The 25,610-nt window shown below is 72.8% G+C and carries 22 protein-coding genes; 8 read left to right on the top strand and 14 right to left on the bottom strand.

Translation table 11 applies throughout. The features are described from left to right. Window positions 1-70: 70 nt before the first annotated feature. The 4 genes from ACZ6C6_RS10375 to ACZ6C6_RS10390 all read right to left on the bottom strand — a co-directional run bounded on the left by ACZ6C6_RS10375 (window position 71) and on the right by ACZ6C6_RS10390 (window position 4,268). Window positions 71-1,363, bottom strand: a complete 1,293-nt coding sequence (locus ACZ6C6_RS10375) for a hypothetical protein (protein ID WP_469201165.1) — start codon at window positions 1,361-1,363, stop codon at window positions 71-73. Further along, entirely contained in the window at window positions 1,353-1,919 is a 567-nt protein-coding gene (locus tag ACZ6C6_RS10380; RefSeq protein ID WP_469201167.1) for a DUF6114 domain-containing protein, read from the bottom strand. The genes ACZ6C6_RS10375 and ACZ6C6_RS10380 overlap by 11 nt, the downstream gene beginning before the upstream one ends. Before the next feature lie 93 nt (window positions 1,920-2,012). Then, entirely contained in the window at window positions 2,013-2,618 is a 606-nt protein-coding gene (locus ACZ6C6_RS10385) for a DUF6230 family protein (RefSeq protein ID WP_469201835.1), read from the bottom strand. Between the two features lie 678 nt (window positions 2,619-3,296). Further along, complete coding sequence (locus ACZ6C6_RS10390) at window positions 3,297-4,268, bottom strand: tetratricopeptide repeat protein (RefSeq protein ID WP_469201169.1); 972 nt, start codon at window positions 4,266-4,268, stop codon at window positions 3,297-3,299. A gap of 319 nt (window positions 4,269-4,587) precedes the next feature. Here ACZ6C6_RS10390 and ACZ6C6_RS10395 point away from each other — a divergent pair, with 319 nt between their 5' ends. Beyond that, complete coding sequence (locus tag ACZ6C6_RS10395; RefSeq protein ID WP_073963883.1) at window positions 4,588-5,247, top strand: TetR/AcrR family transcriptional regulator; 660 nt, start codon at window positions 4,588-4,590, stop codon at window positions 5,245-5,247. On the opposite strand, the gene ACZ6C6_RS10400 is transcribed toward ACZ6C6_RS10395, so the two are convergent. The 4 genes from ACZ6C6_RS10400 to ACZ6C6_RS10415 form a co-directional block, all read right to left on the bottom strand. Beyond that, window positions 5,223-6,923 (bottom strand): acyl-CoA mutase large subunit family protein, encoded by a 1,701-nt coding sequence (locus ACZ6C6_RS10400; protein ID WP_469201171.1) that lies wholly within the window; start codon window positions 6,921-6,923, stop codon window positions 5,223-5,225. The two genes, ACZ6C6_RS10395 and ACZ6C6_RS10400, sit on opposite strands and share 25 nt — an antisense overlap. A 79-nt stretch (window positions 6,924-7,002) precedes the next feature. Next, entirely contained in the window at window positions 7,003-7,338 is a 336-nt protein-coding gene (locus ACZ6C6_RS10405) for a DUF3817 domain-containing protein (RefSeq protein ID WP_469201173.1), read from the bottom strand. Between the two features lie 65 nt (window positions 7,339-7,403). After that, entirely contained in the window at window positions 7,404-7,913 is a 510-nt protein-coding gene (locus tag ACZ6C6_RS10410) for a MarR family winged helix-turn-helix transcriptional regulator (protein WP_026171455.1), read from the bottom strand. A 10-nt stretch (window positions 7,914-7,923) separates the two neighbouring features. Beyond that, window positions 7,924-9,300: an MFS transporter gene (locus tag ACZ6C6_RS10415; protein WP_469201175.1), complete on the bottom strand. Its 1,377-nt coding sequence runs from the start codon at window positions 9,298-9,300 to the stop codon at window positions 7,924-7,926. A 74-nt stretch (window positions 9,301-9,374) separates the two neighbouring features. Between ACZ6C6_RS10415 and ACZ6C6_RS10420 the strand changes: the two genes are divergently transcribed. Further along, on the top strand, window positions 9,375-10,358 hold the full coding sequence (locus tag ACZ6C6_RS10420; protein ID WP_469201177.1) for an ArsR/SmtB family transcription factor: 984 nt from the start codon (window positions 9,375-9,377) through the stop codon (window positions 10,356-10,358). A gap of 46 nt (window positions 10,359-10,404) precedes the next feature. On the opposite strand, the gene ACZ6C6_RS10425 is transcribed toward ACZ6C6_RS10420, so the two are convergent. Next, complete coding sequence (locus ACZ6C6_RS10425) at window positions 10,405-10,698, bottom strand: MTH1187 family thiamine-binding protein (RefSeq protein ID WP_143619700.1); 294 nt, start codon at window positions 10,696-10,698, stop codon at window positions 10,405-10,407. Further along, the gene (locus ACZ6C6_RS10430; protein ID WP_469201179.1) at window positions 10,695-11,045 is read right to left on the bottom strand and encodes a DUF3817 domain-containing protein; all 351 of its coding nucleotides are present in this window, start codon (window positions 11,043-11,045) and stop codon (window positions 10,695-10,697) included. The genes ACZ6C6_RS10425 and ACZ6C6_RS10430 overlap by 4 nt, the downstream gene beginning before the upstream one ends. Window positions 11,046-11,293: 248 nt before the next feature. Here ACZ6C6_RS10430 and ACZ6C6_RS10435 point away from each other — a divergent pair, with 248 nt between their 5' ends. From ACZ6C6_RS10435 to ACZ6C6_RS10450, 4 genes are all read left to right on the top strand, one after another. Next, a complete protein-coding gene (locus ACZ6C6_RS10435) occupies window positions 11,294-11,926 on the top strand; it encodes an AIM24 family protein (protein ID WP_450822289.1) in 633 nt (210 codons plus the stop codon). Further along, on the top strand, window positions 11,926-12,576 hold the full coding sequence (locus ACZ6C6_RS10440) for an AIM24 family protein (protein WP_469201181.1): 651 nt from the start codon (window positions 11,926-11,928) through the stop codon (window positions 12,574-12,576). The genes ACZ6C6_RS10435 and ACZ6C6_RS10440 overlap by 1 nt, the downstream gene beginning before the upstream one ends. After that, on the top strand, window positions 12,573-13,337 hold the full coding sequence (locus ACZ6C6_RS10445) for an AIM24 family protein (RefSeq protein ID WP_469201183.1): 765 nt from the start codon (window positions 12,573-12,575) through the stop codon (window positions 13,335-13,337). Before ACZ6C6_RS10440 ends, ACZ6C6_RS10445 begins: the two co-directional genes overlap by 4 nt. Window positions 13,338-13,456: 119 nt before the next feature. Further along, complete coding sequence (locus ACZ6C6_RS10450; protein WP_469201185.1) at window positions 13,457-13,924, top strand: MarR family winged helix-turn-helix transcriptional regulator; 468 nt, start codon at window positions 13,457-13,459, stop codon at window positions 13,922-13,924. A gap of 43 nt (window positions 13,925-13,967) precedes the next feature. On the opposite strand, the gene ACZ6C6_RS10455 is transcribed toward ACZ6C6_RS10450, so the two are convergent. The 4 genes from ACZ6C6_RS10455 to ACZ6C6_RS10470 all read right to left on the bottom strand — a co-directional run bounded on the left by ACZ6C6_RS10455 (window position 13,968) and on the right by ACZ6C6_RS10470 (window position 21,015). Continuing rightward, window positions 13,968-16,229: a protein kinase domain-containing protein gene (locus ACZ6C6_RS10455; RefSeq protein ID WP_469201187.1), complete on the bottom strand. Its 2,262-nt coding sequence runs from the start codon at window positions 16,227-16,229 to the stop codon at window positions 13,968-13,970. A 16-nt stretch (window positions 16,230-16,245) separates the two neighbouring features. Continuing rightward, window positions 16,246-18,699 carry a protein kinase domain-containing protein gene (locus ACZ6C6_RS10460; protein ID WP_469201189.1) on the bottom strand — a complete coding sequence of 818 codons (2,454 nt, stop codon included), beginning with the start codon at window positions 18,697-18,699 and terminating at the stop codon, window positions 16,246-16,248. 114 nt (window positions 18,700-18,813) lie between these two features. Beyond that, window positions 18,814-19,773 carry a methylmalonyl Co-A mutase-associated GTPase MeaB gene (gene meaB, locus ACZ6C6_RS10465; protein WP_365680636.1) on the bottom strand — a complete coding sequence of 320 codons (960 nt, stop codon included), beginning with the start codon at window positions 19,771-19,773 and terminating at the stop codon, window positions 18,814-18,816. A 39-nt stretch (window positions 19,774-19,812) separates the two neighbouring features. Further along, a complete protein-coding gene (locus ACZ6C6_RS10470) occupies window positions 19,813-21,015 on the bottom strand; it encodes an acetyl-CoA C-acetyltransferase (RefSeq protein WP_469201192.1) in 1,203 nt (400 codons plus the stop codon). A 134-nt stretch (window positions 21,016-21,149) separates the two neighbouring features. Between ACZ6C6_RS10470 and mce the strand changes: the two genes are divergently transcribed. Beyond that, on the top strand, window positions 21,150-21,578 hold the full coding sequence (gene mce, locus ACZ6C6_RS10475) for a methylmalonyl-CoA epimerase (RefSeq protein ID WP_469201194.1): 429 nt from the start codon (window positions 21,150-21,152) through the stop codon (window positions 21,576-21,578). A 132-nt stretch (window positions 21,579-21,710) separates the two neighbouring features. Then, window positions 21,711-25,508 (top strand): polarized growth protein Scy, encoded by a 3,798-nt coding sequence (gene scy / locus ACZ6C6_RS10480; RefSeq protein WP_469201196.1) that lies wholly within the window; start codon window positions 21,711-21,713, stop codon window positions 25,506-25,508. Window positions 25,509-25,610 lie beyond the last annotated feature (102 nt).

A 25,610-nucleotide genomic window follows, 5' to 3' on the forward strand; every position in this document is an offset into this window, starting at 1 on the left:
GACGTCGACGAGCATGGCGACGGCCCGCGCCCCGTGGGGCGGCGGGCCGACGCCATGCTACCGAGCGGCGTCAGGCGCCGTCCTTGGTGAAGTAGTTGTGCAGTCCCGGGACGGTCAGGGTGCCGCCGAACTGGCCGGCCTGGGTGACCTTCACCTTGGTGAAGAAGGCGAACGGGACGTTCAGCGGAGGCGGGGTCTCCGGGCTGAAGGTGATCGGGATGAGGCCGAAGAGGTTGCCCTTCAGCTCCTCCGTGTACATCGTCACCGTGCCGTTGCGGATGGTGGAGGTGGATCCCTTCCGCGCCTGCACGTGGCCCGTGGTGCCCGGTATCGGGCCGGTCGTCAGCTGGTGCAGGTCCTTGATGTCGATCGAGGACGCGGTGAACTTCAGCACCTTCTTGGTGGCGCCGTCGCCCGTGCGCACCTCCACGATGCCCTTGTAGTCGAGCCCGTTCAGGGTGAGCAGCGAGCTCTCCAGGATCCACGGGTCGGTGGGCAGGTTGGGGATGCCCGGCTCCAGCTTCGCGTTGGCCAGGGCCTCCGGGTCCGCGGTCGGGCACGGGAACGGCTCCTTGGCGCCGTCCGGGATGTCCTCGTCCTTCTTGGCGTCGGTGCCCTTGACGTCCTCGTCCAGCTCCTCGACCGTCCGGCCAGCCTTGCCGGCCGCGTCCCGGATGGCCTCGGTGGTCTTGTCGACCGTGTCCTTGGCCGCGTCGGTGGTCTGCTTCGCCGGGGTCTCGTCCTTCGTGTCCTCGGAAGCGGACGCGGACGGCTTCGGGGACGCCGTGGTGGGGCTCGGGGACGGGCTCGCCGTCTCCTTGTCCTTGTCGCCGTCGAAGAGGTCCTTGAGCGCGTCGCCGAGGCCCAGCGGGTCGAGCGGGTTGGTCGTCTTCGTGGGCGACGGCGTGGCGGCCGGGGTCTCGGCCGGTGCGGCGTCGGTGCTCTTCTGCGCGGTGTCGGTGCTCTTCGCGGAGTCGTCCGCCGAGCCCGTGGCCGTGGGCTTCGGGGTCGTCTCGCCGGTCGTCCCCGGCGTCGGCTTCGCGCTCTCGCTCGTGGAGGGGGACGGTGTCTTCGACGCGGAGGGCGTCGGCTCCGCCGACTCGCTCGGCTCGTCCGAGCGCGTGACGCAGGGGCCGGGCGCGAAGGGAATGTCCGTCGAGTCGTCGGCCATCGCGAGCCGGGGCGTGAGGCCCATCCCGACGAAGACCGCCGTCGGCATCGCGGCGAGCGCGAACGCCTTCTTGCCCGCGGGCATGTGGAGCTTCGTCAGCAGCGACTTCCTGGGGGCGGCGTGGCGGGGGCCCCTGCGTTCCCGGGTCCCGTTCTCGTCCGCGCCGTTCATCTGCTCCTCGTCACCCCGCACGGTGCCTCCCGCCCTCGGTCTCGGCCGTGGTGTCGTACGGGGCCTGCTGCTCGGGGATGCCCGCGCCGTGCAGCGCGCCCTCGGGAAGCGGCTCGTCCTTCGCGAACGAGACGGTCTCCGGGGCCTCCTCGGCGGGAGCGGGTTCCGCCTCCGCCGCGGGTACGCCCGGGGCCCAGGACACGGAGAGCGCGCCGCCGAGCAGGGCGAGGATGAAGCCGATGAGGAAGCCGCCGATGTTGGCGACGGGTATGGAGATGAGGGCCAGCAGAATCGCCGCGACACCGGCGAACACGCGGACGATGCTGTGGAACCACATCGTCAGGCCCAGCGTGACGAGCAGGACACCGATGATCAGCGAACCGGCACCGGCCGTGGTGGACATCGCCAGCGTCACGTTGCCGAGGTGCATGTTCGCGTACGGGAAGTACATGATGGGCACGCCGCCCAGCATGGTGAACAGTCCGGCCCAGAACGGCCGGTCACCCCGCCAGGTGCGGAAGCCTCGCCGGGCGACGGAGAGGTAGTGCTCGTTCTGCCCTTGGGATTCGGGGCTCATGGAAAACAGCTCCCTGGGAACCGGTACTGCTGTGAGAAGGAGAAGGGTGGGCGGCCGGGGAAACGCACAGCCCCGGCCGCCCGGGCGAGTGCCCTAGTAGCACTCGTTGACGCCCTTGGACAGCGACAGGTGCAGACCCGGCAGCTTGAACGTTCCTGCCGTGGTGGCCCACGCCCGCTGCTGGACACCCGTCAGCTTGGCGGTGTCCGCCCGCTGCGCGAACCCATTCGGGTTGACGTACTTCCCGGCGTCGGGCTGGACGCCCGGGTTCTTCAGGTCGCCCGTGCGCACACCGATGTCGATGTTGCCGAACTCGGCGTCACCCTTGAGCTCCGAGACATCGAGGTAGAGCCCGGTGGCGTCGACCTTCTTGTCGGTGTCCTTCGGGTCGCCCGCCTTGAGCCTGAGCGTGATGCTGCCCAGCCCGAACGGCAGGTTGGGCGTGACAACCGACTGGCACATGTTGGTGATGGTGGCGTGACGGAACCCGGAGACGGCCACGGCGTGCGCCTTGCCGTTGTCCTTCGTCGGGTCGGCGCCGTCCTCGGTCGCGATGCTGCCGTACTGGACGAAGCCCTCGCCGTTCAGCTCCTGCGCCGTGACCTTGAACTCCTGGCCCGACACGCTGAAGGACGCGGCGAGCGCGCCCTGGGCCAGACCGACGCCGACGGCGGCGGTGGCTATGACGCTGGGCACCATGACGACAGCGAAACGCTTCCATCTCGTGCCACCGCGAACCTGGGAACTCATACTTTTCCTCCTTCTCGGACGTACATCTCCGGTCAGGCATCCTGCCCGACCTGGGATGGGAGAAGTGCTACGTCCTCGGAAAGGAGAGCGCCCGCGAACGGAGGCTGTACCGCGTCCGCTTCACCGGCGATCACCCCCGAGCGACAACCACTGGCCGCGCGTGTGCGCGACCTGATCGGACAGGCCCTGCCGACCGGCAGGAACCCCCCTGTCCGGAGCCGGCGCCACTGCCGCCGGCCCGCCCGGTGGGGACCCAACGGAGCCGCCGCTCCCGGCTGGCAGCCGGACTGGCGTTATTGGACCGAGCGTGGCCGATCGTGGTCCATTCCCGGCCTGGACACAAGGGGGTTCGTTACTCGCTGGTAACGCCCCCATAACCGGGCCACGACCTGCTGGCACCAAGCGGCCACACAGGGTTGTCCCGAGCCGACGGACGAAAAGGAGGAAGGGTGAGCGAAACGGGACAGATCCCAAAGATCGATTTACTGCGAGTAACAGGCCGTGCTTTTATCAAGATTTGGTAAAGCGGGGCCCACTCTTATCGCCTGATCGCGAAAACGGCCGCGGCGCCCGAGGGCCGCCGCGGCCGTGTTGTCAGTTCAGAACAATCGGATCGGACAGACCGGATCAGAACAGGACGCGCGCGAGCGCGGTCCGCGCCGCACCGACCCTCGGGTCCTCCGGGCCGATCACCTCGAAGAGGTCGAGCAGCCGCAGCCGGACCCGGTCGCGGTCCTCGCCGAACGTGCGGCGCACGGTCTCCACGAGCCGCCCGAAGGCGTCCTCGACATGGCCGCCGACGAGGTCGAGGTCGGCCGCCGCCATCTGCGCGTCCGCGTCGGCCGGCTTCTCCGCCGCCTCGGTGCGCACCTTCTGCGGATCCGTCGCCTGGACCCGGCCCAGCAGCTCGGCCTGGGCGAGGCCCAGCTTCGCCTCGGTGTTGGCCGGGTCGTCGGCCAGCACGTTCTTGTACGCCTGGACGGCGCCCGCGAAGTCATTGGCGTCCAGCGCCCGGGCGGCCGCCTCGAGCAGGGAGTCGTACGGGCCGGGCGGCGCCGGGGCGGCCGCCTGCGGCTCACCGGCCTCCGACGGGTCGACCGCGATGCCGGTCAGGCCGAAGCGCTCCTCGCCGACCTGGATCAGCTGGTCGAGGGTCTGCCGGATCTGGGCCTCGGGGGCCGCGCCCTGGAAGAGGGGCAGCGCCTGTCCGGCGACGACCGCGAAGACCGCCGGAATGCCCTGGATGCCGAACTGCTGCATCAGCATCTGGTTGGCGTCGACGTCGACCTTGGCCAGCAGGAAGCGGCCGTTGTACTCATGGGCCAGGCGCTCCAGGAGCGGGCCCAGCTGCTTGCACGGCTCGCACCACTCGGCCCAGAAGTCGATGACGACGGGCACTTCGGCGGAGCGCTGGAGGACGTCGTTCTCGAAGCCCGCCTCGTTGACGTCGATCACGAGGGAGGACGCGGGGACGGCCGCGGGGCCGCCCTGACGCGCGGACTCGGCGCGCGCCTGCTCCGCCTTCGCCTTGGCCTCTCCGGCCGCCTTCACCGCGGCGAGGTCGACGACGCCGCTCATGGACATGTTTCTGGGCTGCATGCGTACATCCTCCCCCTTCGGTGCGCCGTTCCGGAAAGCGATACGTGAACCGCGCCCGTCCGCGGCCCCCCGCCGGTGTGCGGGGTGGACGGACAGACACGGCCCGGGGGCCCCTGAAGGACCCGGTTCGGCGCCCGGTCCCCACCCGGCGCCTGTGGCTGTCGTTCGTTCGTGGCGGGCGCGACGGTCCGGACCGTCGCCTTACGCTACGACCCGTAGCGTAACTGGCCACGCCCCCTCACGCACAAGAGTGTCCGGTGATCTGTCTCACGGCTTCCGGGGTCGGTCGGATTTACCTACTGGCGGGTATGGTCTCGGCATGCTCAGCCGCCCCCACCCCAAACCCGCACGATCGGGACGCCCGCGCAGCACCGAGGCCGACGAGGCGATCCTGGAGGCGACCAGAGCCTCGCTCGTGGACCTCGGCTGGTCGAAGCTGACCATGGGTGATGTGGCGACGCGCGCAGGGGTCGCCAAGACGACCCTGTACCGGCGCTGGGCGGGCAAGAACGAGCTGGTCGTGGACGCGGTCGCGGTGCTCTTCGACGAGCTGGAGATGCCGGACCTGGGCAGCCTCGCCGCCGATGTGGAGGCGGTCGTGCTCCAGTTCGCGGCGCTGCTCGACCGGCCGGAGACCCGGACCGCGCTGATGGCGGTGGTCGCCGAGTCGACGCGGGACGAGGCGCTGCGGGCCCGCATCCGCGACTCGATCGTGAACCGGCAGAAGCGGCTCGTGCTCCAGGGGCGGCGGCGGGCGCAGGAGCGCGGCGAGCTGCCCGTCGAGCCGGACGAGGCCACGGCGGACCTGACGGCGGACCTGATCTTCGATGTGATCGCCGGTGCGGTGGTGCACCGGACCCTGGTGAGCGCCGAGCCCGTCGATGCCGACTGGGCCCGGCGCTTCACGCTGCTGCTGCTGGCGGGCCTGGGCGCCGCCGCCGGTCAGCCGGTGCGTCAGAAGCCCGCGGGCTCCGTGTAGACGCCCCACTCGTCGCGCAGGACGCCGCAGATCTCGCCGAGGGTCGCCTCCGCTCGGACCGCGTCGAGCATCGGCGCGATCATGTTGGAGCCGTCGCGGGCGGCGGCCAGCATCGCGTCGAGGGCGCTCCTGACCCGGGCGTCGTCGCGGCCCTGCTTGCGGTCCGCCAGGACGCGCACCTGCTCGCGCTCCACCTCGTGGCTGACGCGCAGGATCTCCAGGTCCCCGGTGACCGAGCCGTGCGCCGTGTTGACGCCGACGACCTTCTTGTCGCCCTTCTCCAGGGCCTGCTGGTAGCGGAACGCGGACTCCGCGATCTCGCCGGTGAACCAGCCGTCCTCGATGCCGCGCAGGATGCCGGAGGTCATCGGGCCGACCGGGTGCTGCCCGTCGGGGTGGGCGCGGGTGCCGCGCTCCTTGATCTGCTCGAAGATCTTCTCGGCGTCGGCCTCGATGCGGTCGGTGAGCTGCTCCACGTACCAGGAACCGCCCAGCGGGTCGGCCACGTTGGCGACGCCGGTCTCCTCCATCAGTACCTGCTGGGTGCGCAGCGCGATCTCGGCGGCCTGCTCGGAGGGGAGCGCCAGGGTCTCGTCGAGGGCGTTGGTGTGCAGCGAGTTGGTGCCGCCGAGGACGGCGGACAGGGCCTCGACGGCCGTGCGTACGACGTTGTTGTAGGGCTGCTGCGCGGTGAGCGAGACCCCGGCGGTCTGGGTGTGGAAGCGGAGCCACTGGGCCTTGTCGGTCTTCGCGCCGTACGTCTCCTTCATCCAGCGGGCCCAGATGCGGCGGGCGGCGCGGAACTTGGCGATCTCCTCGAAGAAGTCGAGGTGCGCGTCGAAGAAGAAGGACAGGCCGGGCGCGAAGGTGTCGACGTCGAGGCCGCGGGAGAGGCCGAGCTCCACGTAGCCGAAGCCGTCGGCGAGGGTGTACGCCAGCTCCTGCGCGGCCGTCGCCCCGGCCTCGCGGATGTGGTAGCCGGAGACGGAGAGCGGCTTGTACGCGGGGATGGAGCTCGCGCAGTGCTCCATCAGGTCGCCGATGAGGCGCAGATGGGGCTCGGGCTGGAAGAGCCACTCCTTCTGCGCGATGTACTCCTTGAAGATGTCGGTCTGGAGCGTGCCGTTGAGGACGGCCGGGTCGACGCCCTGGCGTTCGGCGGCGACCAGGTACATGCAGAAGACCGGGACGGCCGGACCGCTGATCGTCATCGACGTCGTGACGTCACCGAGCGGGATGTCCTTGAACAGGACCTCCATGTCCGCGGCGGAGTCGATGGCGACGCCGCAGTGGCCGACCTCGCCGAGCGCGCGGGGGTCGTCGGAGTCGCGGCCCATCAGCGTCGGCATGTCGAAGGCCACGCTGAGCCCGCCGCCGCCCGCGGCCAGGATCATCTTGTAGCGCTCGTTCGTCTGCTCGGCGTTGCCGAAGCCGGCGAACTGGCGGATGGTCCAGGTGCGGCCCCGGTAGCCGGTCGGGTGGAGCCCCCGGGTGAAGGGGTACTCGCCGGGCCAGCCGATCCGCTCGAAGCCCTCGTACGCGTCTCCGGGGCGGGGGCCGTACACCGGCTCCACCTGGTCCCCGGACAGCGTGGTGAAGTCCGCGTCACGCTTGCGGGCCTTGTCGTAACGGGCCTGCCAGCGGCGGCGGCCTTCCTCGATCGCGTCAGCGTCCATGCGTATCAATTTACTAGGACGTCCTAGTAAATGTCGATGACAAACCGCCCGGCGCTTCGCGCGGGGCGGTTCGGCGAGGTCAGACGCCCGCGGGTGCCGCGGGCGCCGCGTCGGCGACCAGCGGCTCGACCTCGCGGACGACCTTGCGCTCCACGAAGAACGCAGCCGTCGGGATCGTGCCCGAGATGAGCACCCAGAGCAGCTTGCCCATGGGCCACTTCGCCTTGGAGCCCAGGTCGAAGGCGAAGATCAGGTAGATGATGTACAGCACGCCGTGGATCTGGGAGACGACGAGCGTCAGGCCCTCACCCTTGTCGAAGCCGTATTTGAAGATCATGCACACGCAGAGGATCAGCAACATGACGGCGGTGACGTAAGCCATCACCCGGTATCGGGTCAGCACACTGCGTTTCATGCCAACGAGCGTAACCGGACGTCCGGGGCGATCTTGCAGCGGGCCGGGCACCGGAACCGCGCCTCTCAGATCTCCTCGAAGTCCTGCGCGGCGATGCGCAGGGGCCGCAGCAGCGCGAAGATCTCGGCGCACTCCTCGGCGTCGTACACCCCGAGCCCGAACTCCATCGCGACCAGGTCCCGGGTGGCCGATTCCACGACCTCGCGGCCCTTGTCCGTGATGGAGGCCAGCGTGCCCCGCCCGTCGTTCGGGTTGGGGCGCTTGTCGACCAGGCCGGAGCGCACCAGCCGGTCCACCGTGTTCGTCACGGACGTCGGGTGGACCATCAGCCGCTCGCCGATCTTGGACATCGGCAGCTCGCCCGCCTTGGAGAAGGTGAGCAGCACCAGCGCCTCGTACCGCGCGAAGGTCAGTCCGTACGGCTTGACGACGGCGTCGACCTCGGCGAGCAGGATCTGCTGCGCCCGCATGATCGAGGTGATCGCCCCCATGGACGGGACCGGGCCCCAGCGCTGCTGCCAGAGCTCGTCGGCGCGGGCGATGGGATCGAAGGGAAGGCTGAGCGGCTTCGGCACGGCCACGACCTTACCCATGGGGAACTTGCCGGTCCTCCCCGTCTCGCACTTCGGTCCCGGGTGCGGTTCTGCGGACCTCGGCGACGAGCGCGAGCAGGCAGAGCGTGCCGAGGACGGCCGCCCCGGCGACCACCAGGTGGACCGGGAAGAACTCGGCGGCCAGCCCGGTGAGCGCCATCCCGACGCCCTGGAGCGTCATGAGTCCGGCGGTGAGCAGCGTCATGGCCCGTCCGCGCAGCTCCTCGGGGACTTCCGCGACGAACCACTGGTCGAGTCCGATGACGTACGCGGACGAGGCCCCGGTGACCACCAGCGCGACGGCCGCCGCGGCGACGCCCGGCGTCAGCGCGTACACCGCGAGGGGCAGCAGTCCGGCGGCGGCCAGCGGCAGCACGATCCGCTCCCGGGTGCGCGGGCGCAGCGCGGTGCCCGCGTACAGCTCGGAGGCGATGTGGCCGACGGGCATGGCGCACATCAGCAGCCCGAGCGCGGCCGGGCCGACGCCGATCTCGTCCGCGTACGGCGCGGCGACCGCCTCGGGGGCGACGACGAACAGCGGGGGCAGCCAGAACAGCAGCAGCAGCGCCCGGAGGCGGCGGTGGCCGAGGATCAGCCGGGCGCCGGACAGGGACTCCCCCAGCAGACCGGAGCCGCCTCCTTCGCGGGCGCGGGCGGGCCGGTCACGGGTGCCGAGGCGCAGCAGCGCCGCCGAGCAGAGGAAGGTGCCGACGGTGATCGTGATCGCACCGCGCGGCGAGACCACGGTCAGCAGGACCCCGCCGACGCCGAATCCGGCGAGCAGCGACCCCTGCGAGACGATCCGCAGCAGCGAGCGCCCCAGCACGAACAGCTCGCCCTCGCCGAGGATGTCGGTGAGCGCGGCCATCCGCGCCCCGGTGAAGACCGGCGAGACGGCGGCGACCAGGCAGCGCAGCGCCAGCAGCCCGGCGACCGGGGTGCCCGGCAGCACCATCACGGCGACGCAGACCGCGCAGACCAGGTCGCAGGTGACCAGGACCCGGCGGGCGGGGAACCGGTCGGCGATCCCGCCGAGCAGGGTGCCGCCGACGAGGTACGGCAGCATGCCGAGCGCGAAGGTCAGGGCGCTGAGCAGGGGCGAGGAGGTGAGGTCGTAGACGAGGACGGTGAGCGCCAGCTCGCTGACGATGACGCCGAGGAGCGAGAGCAGATGTGCGGCGAAGACCGCCCGGAACTCGCGTACGGCGAAGACCGCGCGGTAGCCCCGGGGCGCGGCCGGCCCGCTCGGGTCAGGGGGGCCGGCGCGCTCCGGGGCCGGGGCCGGGAGAGGGGCCGGTCCGGCGGTGGCGGGGTCCGGACTGTCGGGGGTGTGGTGGTCCGCCCGGGGATCGGTGGTGTCTCTCGGCATGGGCGCAGCCTGCGGGACCGGGGCACCCGGGCCGTAGACTTTCGGCCCCAGCCGAATCTTCCCGGGGTGCGCCGATGTCCTCGCAGCTGCATTTCGACGGGAGCGACCTGCTGCGCTGCCGTTTCGCCGTCTCCCCGCTCTGGGAGACGCAGGCCGCCGTACGGGTGCTGGCGCGGCCGGAGCAGCAGGGCTACCACCTGCCGTGGCTGCGCCGGATCCGGGACGCGGCGGCCGGGCTCGAACTCGGGCGGCTGTGGCTGCTGATGCCGGACGGCGGGCACTGTCCGGACTTCTTCTCGCCGCCGCCCGTGGGGCCACTGGCCTCCTTCGAGGAGGAGATCGCGGCGGTGCGGGCGGTCGCTCCGGAGCTGGTCCGCCAGGACATCACGGCCTCGCTCCGGGGCCGGCCGGGGGCGCTGGGCTCGCCCGCCGGGCAGGCGTTGCTGGCCGATCCGGCGCGGACCCTGCGGGAGCTGGCGGACCTGCTGGAGCGGGCCTGGGAGGTGCTGGTCGCGCCGCACTGGCCCCGGCTGCGCGCGCTCCTGGAGGCGGATGTGGCGTACCACTCGCGACGGCTGGCGGCGGTCGGCTTCGAGCGGCTGCTCGGTGAGCTGAGCCCCCGGCTGAGCTGGTCGGGTTCGACGCTGACCATCACCGACACGAAGAGCCGGCACTCCCGGGTGCTGGGCGGCCAGGGGCTGGTGCTGATGCCGTCCGTGTTCGTCTGGCCGGCCACGGTCGGCGGCTTCGAGGACCCCTGGCTCCCGGCCGTCGTCTATCCGGCGCGCGGCATCGGGGGCCTGTGGACGGAGCCGGGCGCGAGCACCCCCGAGGCGCTGGCGCGGCTGCTCGGGCGGGCGCGGGCGGACGTGCTGTGCGCGCTGGACGAGCCCGCGGGGACGAGCGCGCTCGCCCACCGGCTGGGCCTGGCGCCGTCCTCGGTGTCGGAGCACCTGTCGGTGCTGCGGGCGGCGGGGCTGCTGACCTCGCGGCGCTACGGGCACCAGGTGCTGTACGAGCGGACGCCGCTGGGGATCGCCCTCGCCGTGCCGGAATGACGGAAGCCCCCGCCGGGACCGGCAGGGGCTCGTCGGAGGCGCGGGGTCACTCCGCGAGGTAGCGCTCGACCGTCTCGACCTTGGAGGTCAGGCCGTCGGTGACGCCGGGGCGGATGTCCGCCTTCAGGACCAGGGAGACCCGGCCCGCCCGTGCCTCGACGGCGGCCACGGCGCGCTTCACCACGTCCATGACCTCGTCCCACTCCCCTTCGACGGACGTGAACATCGCGTCGGTGCGGTTCGGCAGCCCCGACTCGCGGACGACCCGGACGGCGTCGGCGACGTACTCGCCGACGTCCTCGCCGACCCCGAGCGGGCTGACGGAGAAGGCGACGATCATGCGCTGACCGTGCCTTCGCGGCGGGCCCGGGCGGCGATGACGCTGTCCGCCTCGTAGCGCTTGAGCACCTTGTCCCCGTACAGACCGCCGAACGGCAGCACGCACAGCAGGAAGAAGAACGCGACGCGCTTCAGCGGCCACTTGGTCTTCGCCCACACGTCGAGCAGCAGCACGACGTAGATCACGAAGAGCACCCCGTGCAGCATGCCCAGCGGCATCATCAGGAAGTCGATGTCGGAGACCCGGCTCAGCACCGAGCCGAAGATGATCAGCGCCGGGAAGGACAGCGCCTCGGGAATCGAGATGAGGCGCAGCCGGTGCAGGGCGGTAGCGGTCTTGATGTCCACGGGGGCACCTTCGGTGGGAGGGGCGTGACGGCTTGTGAACGCACGCACAAGCGGCATCCATTGTGACATCGCGGGCGGGGGCCTCCGGCGGCGGGTCCCGCCGTCCCCGCCCGGTGTTCCGCGGGGCGTACGTCCTCGTCGTGTCCTGGTCCCGTACCGGATGCGTATCAGAGGCGGTCACGGGGGCCCGATGGCCCGACTGCCCCTGTTCCGGCGGTGGCGGCTGCGGCTATTTTCGCCGGGTGGCAATGTTCCGGCTTGAGGGAAACAAGACGCTCGCCGTCGATCTGGCAGGCGATGCCGTCAAGGCGAAGAACGGCTCGATGGTCGCGTACGAGGGCCAGATGACGTTCAAGAAGATGACGGGCGGCGGTGAGGGACTGCGCGGGATGGTGACCCGCAGGCTGACCGGTGAGTCGATGGCGGTCATGCAGGTGACCGGGCAGGGCACCTGCTACTTCGCGGACCGGGCGAGCGAGATCAACCTCGTCACGCTGCACGGCGACAAGCTGTACGTCGAGGCGAGCAATCTGCTCTGCACCGACGCGGGGCTGCGCACCGGCACCACGTTCACCGGCCTGCGCGGCGGGGCGACGGGCAACGGCCTGTTCACCACCACCGTGGAGGGGACCGGGCAGGCGGCGATCATGTCGGACGGCACGGCCGTGGTGCTGCGGGTCTCCCCCCAGTACCCGCTGTTCGTGGACCCGGGCGCGTACATCGCCCACCAGGGCAACCTCCAGCAGAACTTCCAGTCCGGGGTGAACTTCCGGACGCTGATCGGCGAGGGCTCCGGCGAGTCCTTCCAGATCCGGTTCGAGGGCGACGGACTGGTCTACGTGCAGCCCAGCGAGCGGAACACGATCGGGGGGAACGTCTGATGCCGTTCCGTGAGATCAACTCGAAGATGGTCGAGGCGACGGTGGTCCCCGGCCAGAAGATGTTCAGCCAGCGCGGGGCGATGCTGGCGTACCGGGGCGAGGTGGCGTTCACACCGAACATCCAGGGCGGCCAGGGCGGGATGATGTCGATGATCGGCCGCCGCCTGGCGAACGAGGCGACCCCGCTGATGACGGTCGAGGGCAACGGCACGGTGATGTTCGGCCACGGCGGGCACCACATCCACGTGATCAACCTCTCCGGGGACACCCTCTACGTGGAGGCGGACCGGCTGCTCGCCTTCGACGGCACGCTCCAGCAGGGCACGATGTTCATGGGCTCGCAGGGCGGCGTGATGGGCATGGTGCGCGGTCAGGTGACCGGGCAGGGCCTGTTCACCACGACGCTCCAGGGGCACGGGGCGGTGGCCGTGATGGCGCACGGCGGGGTGATCGAGCTGCCGATCGCGCCGGGCCGCGACGTGCACGTCGATCCCCAGGCGTACGTCGCCCACCACGGCGACGTGCGCAACAAGCTCTCCACCGCGCTCGGCTGGCGCGAGATGGTGGGCCGCGGCTCGGGCGAGGGTTTCCAGCTGGAGCTGAGCGGCAGCGGTGCGGTGTACGTCCAGGCGTCGGAGGAGAAGCTGTGAACGGGCCCGTGGTCTTCGACCCGATGACGCTGCCGGCGGACGACAACGTCAACGCGTACACCTTCTGCGTGGAGCTCAAGGGGAGCCAGTGGTTCCTCCAGAAGGGCAAGATGATCGCCTACTACGGACAGATCAACTTCGACGGCATCGGGCACGGCCGCTTCGAGCGGCTGGTCCGGTCGAGCTTCCACTCCCCGCTGCACGCGAGCGACTGGGTGGTGGCCGAGGGCAGCGGCAAGATGCTGCTCGCGGACCGGGCGTTCGATGTGAACTCCTACGACCTGGACGACGGGAACCTGACCATCCGGTCCGGCAACCTGCTCGCGTACCAGCCGTCGCTGGCGCTGAAGCAGTCGATCGTGCCCGGGTTCCTGACGCTGATCGGCACGGGCAAGTTCGTCGCCGCGTCCAACGGCCCGGTGGTCTTCATGGAGCCCCCGCTGCGGGTGGACCCGCAGGCACTGGTCGGCTGGGCGGACTGCCCTTCCCCCTGCCACCACTACGACCACGGCTACATGACCGGTTTCCTCGGCGGCCTGCGCGGGTTGACCGGGATCGGCGGCGCCTCGGGCGAGGAGCACCAGTTCGAGTTCGTCGGCGCCGGTACGGTGCTGCTCCAGTCCTCCGAGGCGCTGATGGGCGAACAGCCGACGGGGGCGGTGCCGCATCAGGCGGGGGTGCCGGGTGGCGGCGCCGGACCGGGGCAGACACCCCGCGCGCCCGGTCAGCTGGGGGACCTCCAGCGTCGCTTCGGTTTGTGAACGGTAGTCTGCGGAGTGTGACATCGAACGCCTGCGCCCGGCGCGGCCCGCGTGCGCGGTGCCGGGTGTCACACCCCCAGACTTCGTCCGGCTTTCAACTTCTTAGGTAGAATCCATACATGGAGACCGAGACGGCCACCCGCTGGCTGAGCGATGCCGAGCAGTGCACCTGGCGCACCCACCTGGACGTCAGCAGACTGCTGACCCACCAGCTGGAGAAGGACCTCCAGCCGTTCGGCCTGACCATGAACGACTACGAGATCCTCGTCAACCTCTCGGAGTCGGACGACCGCCGGATGCGGATGAGCGACCTCGCGGGCGCCACCCTGCAGTCCAAGAGCCGGCTCTCGCACCAGATCACGCGCATGGAGAGCGCGGGGCTGGTTCGGCGGGAGAACTGCGAGTCGGACCGGCGCGGGTTGTACGCCGTGCTGACGGACGACGGGGCGGAGACGATGCGGCGGGTGGCACCGCACCATGTGGCGTCCGTGCGCCGCCACTTCGTGGATCTGCTCTCTCCGGAGGCGCTGGCGGAGTTGCGGGCGGCGTTGACGCCCGTGGCGGAGCATTTGCGGGGTCAGCGGTAGCGGTGCGGCGGGGTCTGCATGGCGCGGGGGCAGGGCCAGGCCGTCACGGGGCGTAGGCCGAGAGGACCGTACCGTCCTCGAAGCTCATGAACAGCACGTCGCCCCGGGCGATGACCGAGACGGAGGCCGGGTCGAGCGGGTCACCCGGTTCGCCCGGCCAGTTCTTGATCAGCCCGGGGCCCGCGGGTCGCGGAGTGCCCTCGGCGTTCAGGGGGATCGCTCCGGGCCCGTAACCCTCCACGACGACGGCGTGGTCGGCGACGACGAACGGCATGCCCTCGGTCTCCATGCCGTCACTGCAGTCGCACGTCACCCAGCGCAGCTGTCCGTCGGCCAGGCCGAACGCGTACACCTGGTTCCTGCTGCTCGCCACGACGATGCCGTCCCGCGAGACCGCGGGGCGGTAGGCGATGTCCACGCCGGGGGCGGCGGTGCGGCGCCGGTCCGGGGCCTCCATGTCCACGATCGTCAGTCCTTCGGAGCCCGAACAGAGCAGTTGCCGCCCCTTCAGGACAGGGGTCCGGCAGGTGAGGTCCCCTGCTCGAACACCCGGCTGCCGGGCGCCGTCCGCGGTCTTCAGTGCGGTGACGGCGTCGCCGACCGCGACGAGACGGTCATCGGCGAGGAGCAGTTCGGCCTCGTCCGCCGGCTCCTGCCACGCCTGGTCCCAGACCCGCCCGTGCTCGCCGGTCAGCCGCTGGGCGATCAGCCGGCCGGTGTCGGAACCGGCGGCCTTCGTGGCGTAGTAGAGGACGTCGCCGGACTGTACGGAGTCGGCGACCCGGACACCGTCCGGCAACGGTTCGCGCCATTTCTCCTGGCCGTCGGACAGGGCTCGAGCCACCAGGGCGTCGCCCTCGAAGGCGTAGACGGTGGTGTCGAGGACGGCTCCCACCGAGGCCGGGGCGGACCCGCTCCCCGTCTGCGGGCCGCGCCAGCGCCGCTTGCCGTCCGCCGCGTCCAGCACGGTGATCCGGCGCGCGTCGGCGCACACCAGGGACGCACCCGCGAGAGCGCACTTCACCGGGCCGTCGGCAACCCGGGCGTGCCACACCTTCCAGCCCTTCGGCCGGGTGGAGACGTCGGCGGCCGCCGTCCCGAAGTCGCCGGTACGGCCGGGGTCCGCGCCCGGGAAGAGGGCGGCCCCCGCCCGGGTGCCGACCGCCTCCGAGGCGGACGCGGCCGGCCCCGGTCCGCCGGCCGCGCCGGAGGTGTTCTCCTCGCCGCCCCCGTCGAGGAGCCCCGGCAGCAGCACCGCCCCGAGCGCGAGGCACACCGCCGCGGCCGCCGCCGCGAGCCCGGACCGCCACGCCTTGGTCCCGCGCCTCCCGCCCGGCCCCGGCACGACGGGCGTCGGGGCGAAGACCGGGTGACGGGGCGGGTACGCCGGGGGCACGGCGACCGCCACCCGTGCGCAGGCGTCGGCCGCCGCCGCGTGGGCGGCCAGCTGACCCCGTACCGCGTCGGTCCACGGGAACGCGCCCGGCGCGGGCCGCTCCGGCAGCAGCAGCTCCGCCAGGGCGCCGGGCGCGGGCCTGGCCGCCGGGTCGGTGTGCAGGCACGCCTCGATCAGCGGGCGCAGGGCGGCCGGTACGCGGGAGAGCTCGGCCTCGCCCCGCGAGATCCGGAAGATCACTGCGGCCATGTCGGAGTCGTCGAAGGGCCCGTGGCCCGTCGCCGCGAACGCCAGCACCGCGCCCAGGCAGAACACGTCGGACGCGGGCACGAGGGCGCGGGAGCCGTTGACGTGCTCGGGCGAGATGTAGCCGGGGCTGCCGACGACGACGCCGGTACGGGTGAGCTGCGTGGCGTCGAACGCCTGGGCGATCCCGAAGTCGATGACCTTGGGGCCGTCCGGTCCGAGGAGCACATTGCCCGGCTTCAGGTCGCGGTGCAGGACGCGCACGGCGTGCATGTCCGCGAGGGCCAGGGCCAGACCGGCGCCCAGGGCCCGGACCACCGGTTCGGGGAGCGGTCCGCCCCGGATCACCGCCTCGGCGAGCGAGGGCCCCGGCACGTACTCGGTGGCCAGCCACGGCAGCCGGGCGCTCGCGTCACCGCCCACCAGCGCGGCGGTGTGCGGGCTGCGGACGGCCTCGGCGGCGGCGATCTCGCGGCGGAAGCGGACCCGGAAGCCGTCGTCCAGGTCCAGGTCGGGGCGGACCGTCTTCAGGGCGACGAGGGTCTGCGGGCCGCCCACGGACCGGGCGAGAAACACCTCGCCCATGCCGCCCGCGCCGAGCAGCCCGAGCAGTTGGTACGGCCCGGTCAGCCGGTCCCGTCCGGCCGGCAGCGGCTGGATCACTGTGCGCTCTCCTGGGTCAGTCGGGCAGCGGTACGGAGACCGCGGTGCCGTCGTCGTACACGATGTGCACGACCCCGCCGACCGGCAGCACCTGGGGAGGAAGCAGCTCCTTGCCCAGTTCGATGCCGTTGGCGAGGTCGTAGTGAGGGGTCCGGCTCGGCCCCGGGGACCCGGAGACCGCGGTCCTGCGCAGAGGGCCGAGGGTGCCGTCCGGGTGCAGGGCGACCGTGTACAGCGCCGCGCTGTCCGCCCAGACCAGGGTGTCGGCGACGATCAGCGGGGCGGAGACGGGATTGCTCATCCCCTCCTCCGGATGGATCTTCAGCGGAAAGCGGCCGAGGGTCCGGCCGTCCGCCTGCCCGACGACGGCGATCTCGTCGGGCACGCTCTTCGCGTACTCGTCGCCCCTGCGCAGCACGACCACCCGGTCGTCGAGCGCGGTCAGCGTCGCCCCGGCCACCAGGGCGGTGTCCACCCGCACCCGCCCCTGTGCCTTGAGGCCGCCGGCGGTGAGGCGCAGGACGGCCAGATCCTCGCCGAAGCCCGACGGGTCGTCGTTGTGCACGTACGTCGTGCAGAACGCGGACGCGCCCCGCACGCGCAGCTCTCCGCACACCGCGTTCCCCGACTTCTCGTCCTTGCCGCCGGCCGAGCCCACCGGGGTGCCGTCCTCGGGCCGGAACGCCTCCGGGCCGGTCAGGCCCATGGCATAGGCGACCTTGCCGTCGGTGGCCAGGGGCCAGAAGTTCAGCCTCTGCGCGTTGGAGATGTCATCCGGCGCCAGGGGCCGGCGCCACTTCTCGGCGCCCGTCGCGCGGTCGTATCCGGCGAGTTCGGCTCCCTCGGTTCCGGAGGCGGCGGCGAGGACCAGGCCGTCCACGACGAGCGGTGCGCTGTCCAGGGCAAGCGCCTGGCCCGCCCTGGTCTCCCAACGCCCCTTCCCGGTCCGGGCATCCAGCATGTGGAGGCGCCCGCCCGCGGCCAGCACCACGGAGTCGTCGTGGACGGTGGGCAGGGTGGCCCCGGCCGGCATGAAGAACGCGCCGCTGGGCCCGTAGCCCGCCTCCCGGCCGCCCAGCTCCTCACCCGAGTCGAACGTCCACATCCGGTGCCCGTCGGCCGCCGACAGGGCCTCGTACGTGCCGTCGACGAGCCGGCAGACCAGCACGTCCCGCCCGGTCGAGCAGCCGAGCGGGGGCTCGGCGAACTTCCCCTGCCAGGACTTCTGCCAGCCCGCAGGGCGCACGTCGCGCCCGTAGGGAATGGTGCCCGAGGCGTCCGGGCCCCCGTTCCGGCCCACCCCCGCCGTCATGGTGGCCGCCTGCGCGCCGCCCCCCTCGGCCGGGGCGGCGGGGCCTCGATCGCGCCAGGCCAGGTACCCGCCGGTGGCCGCGCCCAGCACGATCAGCGCGGCGAGGGCGGCGCCCAGGGCGCGCCTCGGGCGGCGGGCGGGTGCGGGGACGCCGGGGCCCTGGGTGGGTGCGAGGTGCAGGGCGGGGTCCGGGCCCGGCGGCGGCCGGTGCGGCCCCCCGAGGCTTCCGGCGGCCACCTCGGTGGGCGTGTAGCCCGGGAGCAGGGGCCCGTCCAGCGCGCGGACCCGGGCCAGTTCCCGTCCGTACTCCGCGATCTGCGCGCCGACCGGGGCGGGCCAGCCGGAGGCGGCGCCGGGCGTCAGCCGTTCGGCGAGGGCGGCGGCGGTGGGGCGGGCGGCCGGGTCGGCGGTGAGGCAGTCCTCCAGGACCGCGCGCAGCCCGTCCGGCACGTCCGCGAGGTCGGCCTCGACGTATTTGACGCGGTACAGGACGGCCGCCACGGGACCGTCGCCGAAGGGGTCGCGCCCGGTGGCGGCGAAGCAGAGCACGGAGGCGAGGCAGAAGACGTCGGAGGCCGGGACGACGCGTCCGCTGCCCGCGACGTGCTCCGGGGACATGAAGGCGGGGCTGCCGACCATCCGGCTGGTCGTGGTGAGCGGGGTGGCACCGGTGTCCCGGGCGATCCCGAAGTCGATGAGGCGGGGCCCGTCGGCGGCGAGCATCACATTGCCCGGCTTCACGTCCCGGTGCACGATCCCCGCCGCGTGTACGGCCGCCAGCGCGCGGGCGAGCCCGGCACCCAGCATCCGCGCCTCGGCCTCGTCCAGCGCGCCCGCCCCGCGCACGGCGGCGGAGAGCGTCGGCCCGGCCACGTACGCGGTGGCGAGCCAGGGCACGTCCGCCTCGGCGTCCCCGTCGAGCAGCGGGGCGAGGTGGGCGCCGGTGACGGACCGGGCGACAGCGATCTCACGGCGGAAGCGGTCCCGGAAGCCCGGGTACTGCGCCACGTCGCGCCGGACGGTCTTGACGGCGACGGGCGCGGCGGAACCGCCCCGGTCACCGAGGAACACCTCCCCCATGCCTCCCGCGCCCAGCCGGGCCCGGATCGTGTACGGGCCGATGGCCCTGGGCGAGTCGTCCCTGAGCGGACCGAGCATGTGGCAGTTCCCCCCTCGCACGCATGACCGGCGGCCATCCTGCCACGGGGGCGCGGGAGTTGAGGCGCCTACGGGGCTCCCGGACGCGGCCCGCACGCCGCGCCCGGGAGGCCGTCAGCCCTCGCCCGTCAGCCCCGCCACCAGTTCGTCCGCCGCCGCGTACGGGTCGAGGCGGCCCGCCACGATGCGCTCGGCCAGGGCGTCCAGGCGGCGGTCGCCGTGCAGGGAGCCGATGCGTTCGCGGAGGCGGGTGACCGCGATCGTCTCGACCTCGCGGGCGGCGCGGGCCGCCCGGCGTTCGCCGAGGACACCGCGCTCCTCCATCCAGGCCCGGTGCTTCTCCAGGGCCTCGACCACCTCGTCCACGCCCTCGCCCCGGGCGGCGACCGTCTTCACGATCGGCGGCCGCCAGTCGCCGGGGCCCCGGGACTCCCCGAGGCCCAGCATGTGGTTGAGCTCGCGGGCGGTGGCGTCGGCGCCGTCCCGGTCCGCCTTGTTCACCACGTAGACGTCGCCGATCTCCAGGATCCCCGCCTTCGCGGCCTGGATGCCGTCGCCCATGCCGGGGGCGAGGAGGACGACCGAGGTGTCGGCCTGCGAGGCGATCTCCACCTCGGACTGGCCGACGCCCACCGTCTCCACCAGGATCACGTCGAAGCCCGACGCGTCCAGCACCCGGATCGCCTGCGGGGCCGCCCAGGCGAGGCCGCCGAGGTGGCCGCGGGTCGCCATGGAGCGGATGTAGACGCCCGGGTCGGACGCGTGGTCCGACATCCTGACGCGGTCACCGAGCAGCGCCCCGCCGGAGAACGGCGAGGACGGGTCGACGGCGAGCACCGCGACCCGCTTGCCCTGCTTCCGGTACGCGGAGACGAGCGCCGACGTCGACGTGGACTTGCCGACGCCGGGCGAACCGGTCAGGCCGACCACGTACGCGCTGCCCGCCAGCGGCGCCAGGGCCGCCATCACCTCGCGCAGTTGCGGCGAGGCACCCTCCACCAGGGAGATGAGCCGGGCCACCGCCCGGGGTCCGCCCGCGCGGGCCTGCTCCACCAGGGTGGGGACGTCCACCATCACCGCTCCGTTCCGCTCGCCGCTCGTTCCCGTACCGCTCTACTTGCCCGGCACGCGCAGGATCAGCGCGTCGCCCTGGCCGCCGCCGCCGCACAGCGCCGCCGCACCGGTGCCGCCGCCGCGCCGCTTGAGCTCCAGCGCCAGGTGCAGCACCACGCGGGCGCCGGACATGCCGATGGGGTGGCCGAGCGCGATGGCGCCGCCGTTGACGTTGACCTTGTCCGAGGTGACGCCGAGGTCCTTCATCGACTGGACGGCGACGGCCGCGAACGCCTCGTTGATCTCGATGAGGTCCAGGTCCTCGACGCCGATGCCCTCCTTCTTCAGGGCGTGCCGGATGGCGTTGGACGGCTGCGACTGGAGCGAGTTGTCCGGGCCCGCCACATTGCCGTGGGCGCCGATCTCGGCGATCCACTCCAGGCCCAGCTCCTCGGCCTTGGCCTTGCTCATGACGACGACCGCGGCGGCGCCGTCGGAGATCTGCGAGGAGGTGCCCGCGGTGATCGTGCCGTCCTTGGCGAAGGCCGGGCGCAGCTTGCCCAGGGACTCCACGGTGGTCTCCGGGCGGATGCCCTCGTCCTTGGCGAAGAGGACCGGGTCGCCCTTGCGCTGCGGGATCTCGACCGGGGTGATCTCGGCCTCGAACAGGCCGTTCTTCTGGGCGGCGGCGGCGCGCTGGTGGGAGAGGGCGCCGATCTCGTCCTGGGCGGCGCGGTCGAGGCCGAGGCGGGCGTTGTGCTTCTCGGTGGACTCGCCCATCGGGATGTTCTCGTAGGCGTCGGTCAGACCGTCGTACGCCATGGAGTCGAGCATCTCGATCGCGCCGTACTTGTGGCCCTCGCGGGACTTGGGGAGCAGGTGCGGGGCGTTCGTCATGGACTCCTGGCCGCCGGCCACGACGACGTCGAACTCGCCGGCGCGGATGAGCTGGTCGGCCAGGGCGATGGCGTCGAGCCCGGAGAGGCACACCTTGTTGACGGTGAGCGCGGGGACGTTCATCGGGATGCCGGCCTTGACCGCGGCCTGGCGGGCGGGGATCTGGCCCGCGCCGGCCTGGAGCACCTGGCCCATGATCACGTACTCGACCTGGTCGCCGCCGATGCCGGCCCGGTCCAGCGCCGCCTTGATGGCGATGCCGCCGAGGTCCGCGCCGGAGAAGGTCTTCAGGGAGCCGAGGAGCCGGCCCATGGGCGTCCGGGCGCCCGCGACGATCACGGAGGTGGTACCGGTCGTTCCTGACATGAGGCACAGCCCCTTGGGTTAGATGTGAACGAGGGTTTACTTGAATGTACTGAGCGGTACCCGCCCCGTCATCCGCCCGCGAGTGTGATCGCGCGCACGTTGCGTAACCATCGGGAGCGCGCTGCACTGGTCCCATGCTGACGCGAATCGACCACATCGGAATCGCCTGTTCCGACCTTGACGCGACCGTCGAGTTCTACCGCTCGACCTACGGGTTCGAGGTCTTCCACACCGAGGTCAACGAGGAGCAGGGCGTACGCGAGGCCATGCTCAAGATCAACGGTACGTCCGACGGCGGCGCCTCGTACCTCCAGCTCCTGGAGCCCACCCGGGAGGACTCCGCCGTGGGCAAGTGGCTGGCGAAGAACGGGGAGGGCGTGCACCACATCGCCTTCGGTACGGCGGACGTCGACGCGGACGCCGCGGACATCCGCGAGAAGGGGGTCAGGGTGCTGTACGACGAGCCCAGGACGGGTTCGATGGGGTCCCGGATCACCTTCCTCCACCCCAAGGACTGCCACGGAGTCCTCACCGAACTGGTCACGGCGAAGGCGGAGCACTGACCCCGGCCATACCCGCCCGGTAGAGTGGGCCCTTCCGGGCCGGGGCCGGGTCGGGGGCGCGCCGCGTCCCCAGCCGTTGATCTGTCACCATTCCCCGAACGTTGAGAGCTCGGGGAAGGATGGGACCGCGCAGTGCGGGGCTACGAACGCCAGGAGAGCCACCGAGCTGAAGACGACCATCTCTCGCGGTTCGAGGCCGAGATGGACCGGCTCAGGACCGACCGGGAGAAGGCCGTCCAGCACGCCGAGGACCTCGGCTACCAGGTCGAGGTCTTGCGCGCCAAGCTGCACGAGGCACGGCGCAGTCTGGCGATGCGTCCCGCCTACGACAGCGCGGACATCGGCTACCAGGCGGAGCAGCTGCTCCGGAACGCCCAGGTCCAGGCCGAGCAGCTGCGCAGCGACGCCGAGCGCGAGCTGCGCGACGCCCGCGCGCAGACCCAGCGCATCCTCCAGGAGCACGCCGAGCACCAGGCCCGCCTCCAGGCCGAGCTGCACAACGAGGCGGTGCAGCGCCGCCAGCAGCTCGACCAGGAGCTGGCGGAGCGCCGCCAGACCGTCGAGTCCCACGTCAACGAGAACGTCGCCTGGGCCGAGCAGCTGCGGGCCCGGACGGAGTCGCAGGCCCGCCGCCTGATGGAGGAGTCCCGGGCCGAGGCCGAGCAGGCGCTCGCCGCCGCCCGGGCCGAGGCCGCCCGGCTGACCGAGGAGACCCGGCAGCGCGTCGGTTCCGAGGCGGAGTCCGCCCGGGCCGAGGCGGAGTCGATCCTGATGCGGGCGCGCAAGGACGCGGAGCGGATGCTGAGCGCCGCGGCCGGCCAGGCGCAGGAGGCCACCAGCCACGCGGAGCAGCTGCGGCAGACGACGACCGCGGAGACCGAGCAGACCCGTCAGCGGACGACCGAGCTGAACCGGGCCGCCGAGCAGCGCATGCAGGAGGCCGAGACCGGGCTGCGCGAGGCCCGGCTGGAGGCCGAGAAGCTCCTCGCGGAGGCCAAGGAGGCCGCGGTCAAGCGGCTGGCGTCCGCCGAGTCGCAGAACGAGCAGCGCACCCGGACCGCCAAGACCGAGATCGCCCGGCTGGTCGGCGAGGCGACCAAGGAGTCCGAGACCCTCAAGGCGGAGGCGGAGCAGACGCTCGCGGACGCCCGCGCCGAGGCCGAGCGGCTGCGCTCGGAGGCCGCCGAGGCCGCGCGCACCGCCGCCGCCGAGGACGCGGCGGCCCAGCTCGCGAAGGCCGCCCGGTCCGCCGAGGAGATCCTGACCAAGGCGTCCGAGGACGCGAAGGCGGCCACCAGGGCCGCGGCCGAGGAGGCCGAGCGCATCCGCCGCGAGGCCGAGGCGGAGGCGGACCGGCTGCGCGGCGAGGCGGCCGAACAGGCCGACCAGCTCAAGGGCGCGGCCAAGGACGACACCAAGGAATACCGCGCCAAGACGGTCGAGCTCCAGGAGGAGGCGCGCCGGCTGCGCGGTGAGGCCGAGCAGCTGCGGGCCGAGGCGGTCGCGGAGGGCGAGCGCATCCGGGGCGAGGCCCGCCGCGAGGCCCTTCAGCAGATCGAGGAGGGCGCGAAGACCGCCGAGGAGCTTCTCTCGAAGGCCAAGGCCGACGCGGAGGAGCTGCGCGGTACGGCGACCGCCGAGGGCGAGCGCGTACGGACCGAGGCGACAGAGCGGGCCGCCGTGCTGCGCAAGCAGGCGGAGGAGGCGCTCGACCGGGCCCGCGCCGAGGCCGAGCAGCTGCGCACGGAGGCCGAGGAGCAGGCCGGGGCGGCGAGGACCGCTGCCGAGGAGGCGGCGGCCGCCCTGCGCGAGGAGACCGAGCTCGCCGTCGCGGCCCGGCAGGCGGAGGCCGCCGACGAGCTGACCCGGCTCAAGGACGAGGCCGGGACCCGGCTCACCGCGGCCGAGCAGGTGCTCGGCGAGGCGCGTACGGAGGCGGAGCGCATCCGTCGCGAGGCCGGTGAGGAGTCCGAGCGGCTGCGGGCGGAGTCCGCCGAGCGGCTGCGGGCGCTCCAGGAGCAGGCGGAGGCCGAGGCCCAGCGGCTGCGCGACGAGGCCGCCGCGGACGCCTCGCAGTCGCGTGCGGAGGGCGAGGCCGTCGCCGTACGGCTGCGCACCGAGGCCGCCACCGAGGCGGAGCGGCTGCGGACCGAGGCGCAGGAGAGCGCCGACCGGATGCGGTCGGAGGCCGCGGCGGCGGCGGAGCGGGTCGGCACGGAGGCCGCGGAGGCGCTGGCCGCCGCGCAGGAGGAGGCGAACCGGCGCCGGCGCGCGGCCGAGGAGACGCTGGACGCGGCCCGCTCGGAGGCGAACCAGGAGCGCGAGCGCGCCCGGGAGCAGAGCGAGGAGCTGCTGGCCTCGGCGCGCAAGCGGGTCGAGGAGGCGCAGGCCGAGGCGCAGCGCCTGACCGGCGAGGCGGAGACCCGGGCGGCCGAGCTGGTCGCGACGGCCGAGCAGACCGCCCAGCAGGTGCGCGACTCGGTCAGCGGGCTCCAGGAGCAGGCCGAGGCGGAGATCGCCGGGCTGCGCTCGACGGCGGAGCATGTCGCGGAGCGGACGAAGTCGGAGGCCCAGGAGGAGGCCGACCGGCTGCGGGCCGACGCGCACGCCGAGCGGGAGCGGGCGGGCGAGGACGCCGCGCGCATCCGCCAGGTGGCCAGGGAGGAGACGGACGCCGCGAAGGCGATGGCGGAGCGTACGGTCTCCGACGCGATCGCGGAGTCCGAGCGGCTGCGGGCGGACACCGCCGAGTACAGCCAGCGGATGCGCACCGAGGCGTCGGACGCGTTGGCGTCCGCCGAGCAGGACGCGGCGCGCAGCCGGGCGGAGGCCCGCGAGGACGCCAACCGGATGCGGACCGAGGCGGCGGCCCAGGCCGACCTGCTCGTGTCCGAGGCGTCCGCGGAGGCCGAGCGGCTGCGCACGGACGCGGAGCGCCAGGCGGCCCGGACCGTGGACGAGGCGGCGGGCGACGCGGAGCGGATGCGCGCGGAGGCTTCGGCCACGGTGGGCTCCGCGCAGGAGCACGCGGCGCGCACCCGGGAGGAGTCGGAGCGGCTGCGGGCGGACGCGGAGGCGGCGGCCGAGCAGATGCGGGCCGAGGCGCGCCAGGAGGCGGACCGGCTCCTGGACGAGGCGCGCGAGGCGGCGTCGAAGCGCCGGGCGGACGCGGCGGCGCAGGCGGACCAGCTCATCGCCAAGGCCCAGGAGGAGGCGCTGCGCGCCGCCACGGAGGCCGAGGAGCAGGCGGACGCGATGGTCGGCGCGGCGCGCAAGGAGGCCGTGCGGATCACCTCGGAGGCGACGGTCGAGGGCAACTCGCTGGTGGAGCGGGCCCGGACGGACGCGGACGAGCTGCTGGTCGGCGCGCGCCGGGACGCGACACAGATCCGGGAGCGGGCCGAGGAGCTGAAGACCCGGGCGGAGACCGAGGTCCAGGAGCTGCACGACCGGGCGCGCCGCGAGACGGCCGAGCAGGTCAAGACGGTCGGCGAGCGGGTCGACAAGCTGATCAAGGCCGCCACCGAGCAGCGCGAGGAGGCCGCGGCGAAGTCCAAGGAGCTGCTGGCCGACGCCAACTCGGAGGCGAGCAAGGTCAGGATCGCCGCCGTGAAGCGGGCGGAGTCGCTGCTGAAGGAGGCCGAGCAGAAGAAGGCCAGCCTGGTGCGCGAGGCCGAGAAGCTGCGGGCGGACGCCGAGGCGGAGGCCAAGCGGATGGTGGACGAGGGCCGGCACGAGCTGGAGGTCCTGGTGCGCCGGCGCGAGGACATCAACACGGAGATCTCCCGTGTCCAGGACGTGCTGGAGGCGTTGGAGTCTTTCGAGACCCCGGCGGCGGGCGGTAAGGGCGGGGGCTCCGCACCGGCCGGTGGCGTCAAGGCCGGGGCCGCGGCGGGCACTCGATCGAGTGGCAAGCAGTCCGATGGGTAGCCGACGGGCCGTCGTCCGTGGTTGCCCATGGACCGTCATTCGTCCGAGTGGCAAGAGTTACGCGGGTCAGCCACTCAAAAGGGGTGTCATTCTCCAGATCAA

This window comes from Streptomyces sp. NPDC041814 (assembly GCF_055590565.1).

What these genes read in the sequence shown, in the direction of transcription:
- ACZ6C6_RS10380 (WP_469201167.1), bottom strand. Translation starts at nt 1,919, where the DNA reads ATGAGCCCCGAATCCCAAGGGCAGAACGAGCACTACCTCTCCGTCGCC.
- ACZ6C6_RS10385 (WP_469201835.1), bottom strand. Translation starts at nt 2,618, where the DNA reads ATGGTGCCCAGCGTCATAGCCACCGCCGCCGTCGGCGTCGGTCTGGCC.
- ACZ6C6_RS10390 (WP_469201169.1), bottom strand. Translation starts at nt 4,268, where the DNA reads ATGCAGCCCAGAAACATGTCCATGAGCGGCGTCGTCGACCTCGCCGCG.
- ACZ6C6_RS10395 (WP_073963883.1), top strand. Translation starts at nt 4,588, where the DNA reads ATGCTCAGCCGCCCCCACCCCAAACCCGCACGATCGGGACGCCCGCGC.
- ACZ6C6_RS10400 (WP_469201171.1), bottom strand. Translation starts at nt 6,923, where the DNA reads ATGGACGCTGACGCGATCGAGGAAGGCCGCCGCCGCTGGCAGGCCCGT.
- ACZ6C6_RS10405 (WP_469201173.1), bottom strand. Translation starts at nt 7,338, where the DNA reads ATGAAACGCAGTGTGCTGACCCGATACCGGGTGATGGCTTACGTCACC.
- ACZ6C6_RS10415 (WP_469201175.1), bottom strand. Translation starts at nt 9,300, where the DNA reads ATGCCGAGAGACACCACCGATCCCCGGGCGGACCACCACACCCCCGAC.
- ACZ6C6_RS10420 (WP_469201177.1), top strand. Translation starts at nt 9,375, where the DNA reads ATGTCCTCGCAGCTGCATTTCGACGGGAGCGACCTGCTGCGCTGCCGT.
- ACZ6C6_RS10425 (WP_143619700.1), bottom strand. Translation starts at nt 10,698, where the DNA reads ATGATCGTCGCCTTCTCCGTCAGCCCGCTCGGGGTCGGCGAGGACGTC.
- ACZ6C6_RS10435 (WP_450822289.1), top strand. Translation starts at nt 11,294, where the DNA reads ATGTTCCGGCTTGAGGGAAACAAGACGCTCGCCGTCGATCTGGCAGGC.
- ACZ6C6_RS10440 (WP_469201181.1), top strand. Translation starts at nt 11,926, where the DNA reads ATGCCGTTCCGTGAGATCAACTCGAAGATGGTCGAGGCGACGGTGGTC.
- ACZ6C6_RS10450 (WP_469201185.1), top strand. Translation starts at nt 13,457, where the DNA reads ATGGAGACCGAGACGGCCACCCGCTGGCTGAGCGATGCCGAGCAGTGC.
- ACZ6C6_RS10460 (WP_469201189.1), bottom strand. Translation starts at nt 18,699, where the DNA reads ATGCTCGGTCCGCTCAGGGACGACTCGCCCAGGGCCATCGGCCCGTAC.
- meaB (WP_365680636.1), bottom strand. Translation starts at nt 19,773, where the DNA reads ATGGTGGACGTCCCCACCCTGGTGGAGCAGGCCCGCGCGGGCGGACCC.
- ACZ6C6_RS10470 (WP_469201192.1), bottom strand. Translation starts at nt 21,015, where the DNA reads ATGTCAGGAACGACCGGTACCACCTCCGTGATCGTCGCGGGCGCCCGG.
- mce (WP_469201194.1), top strand. Translation starts at nt 21,150, where the DNA reads ATGCTGACGCGAATCGACCACATCGGAATCGCCTGTTCCGACCTTGAC.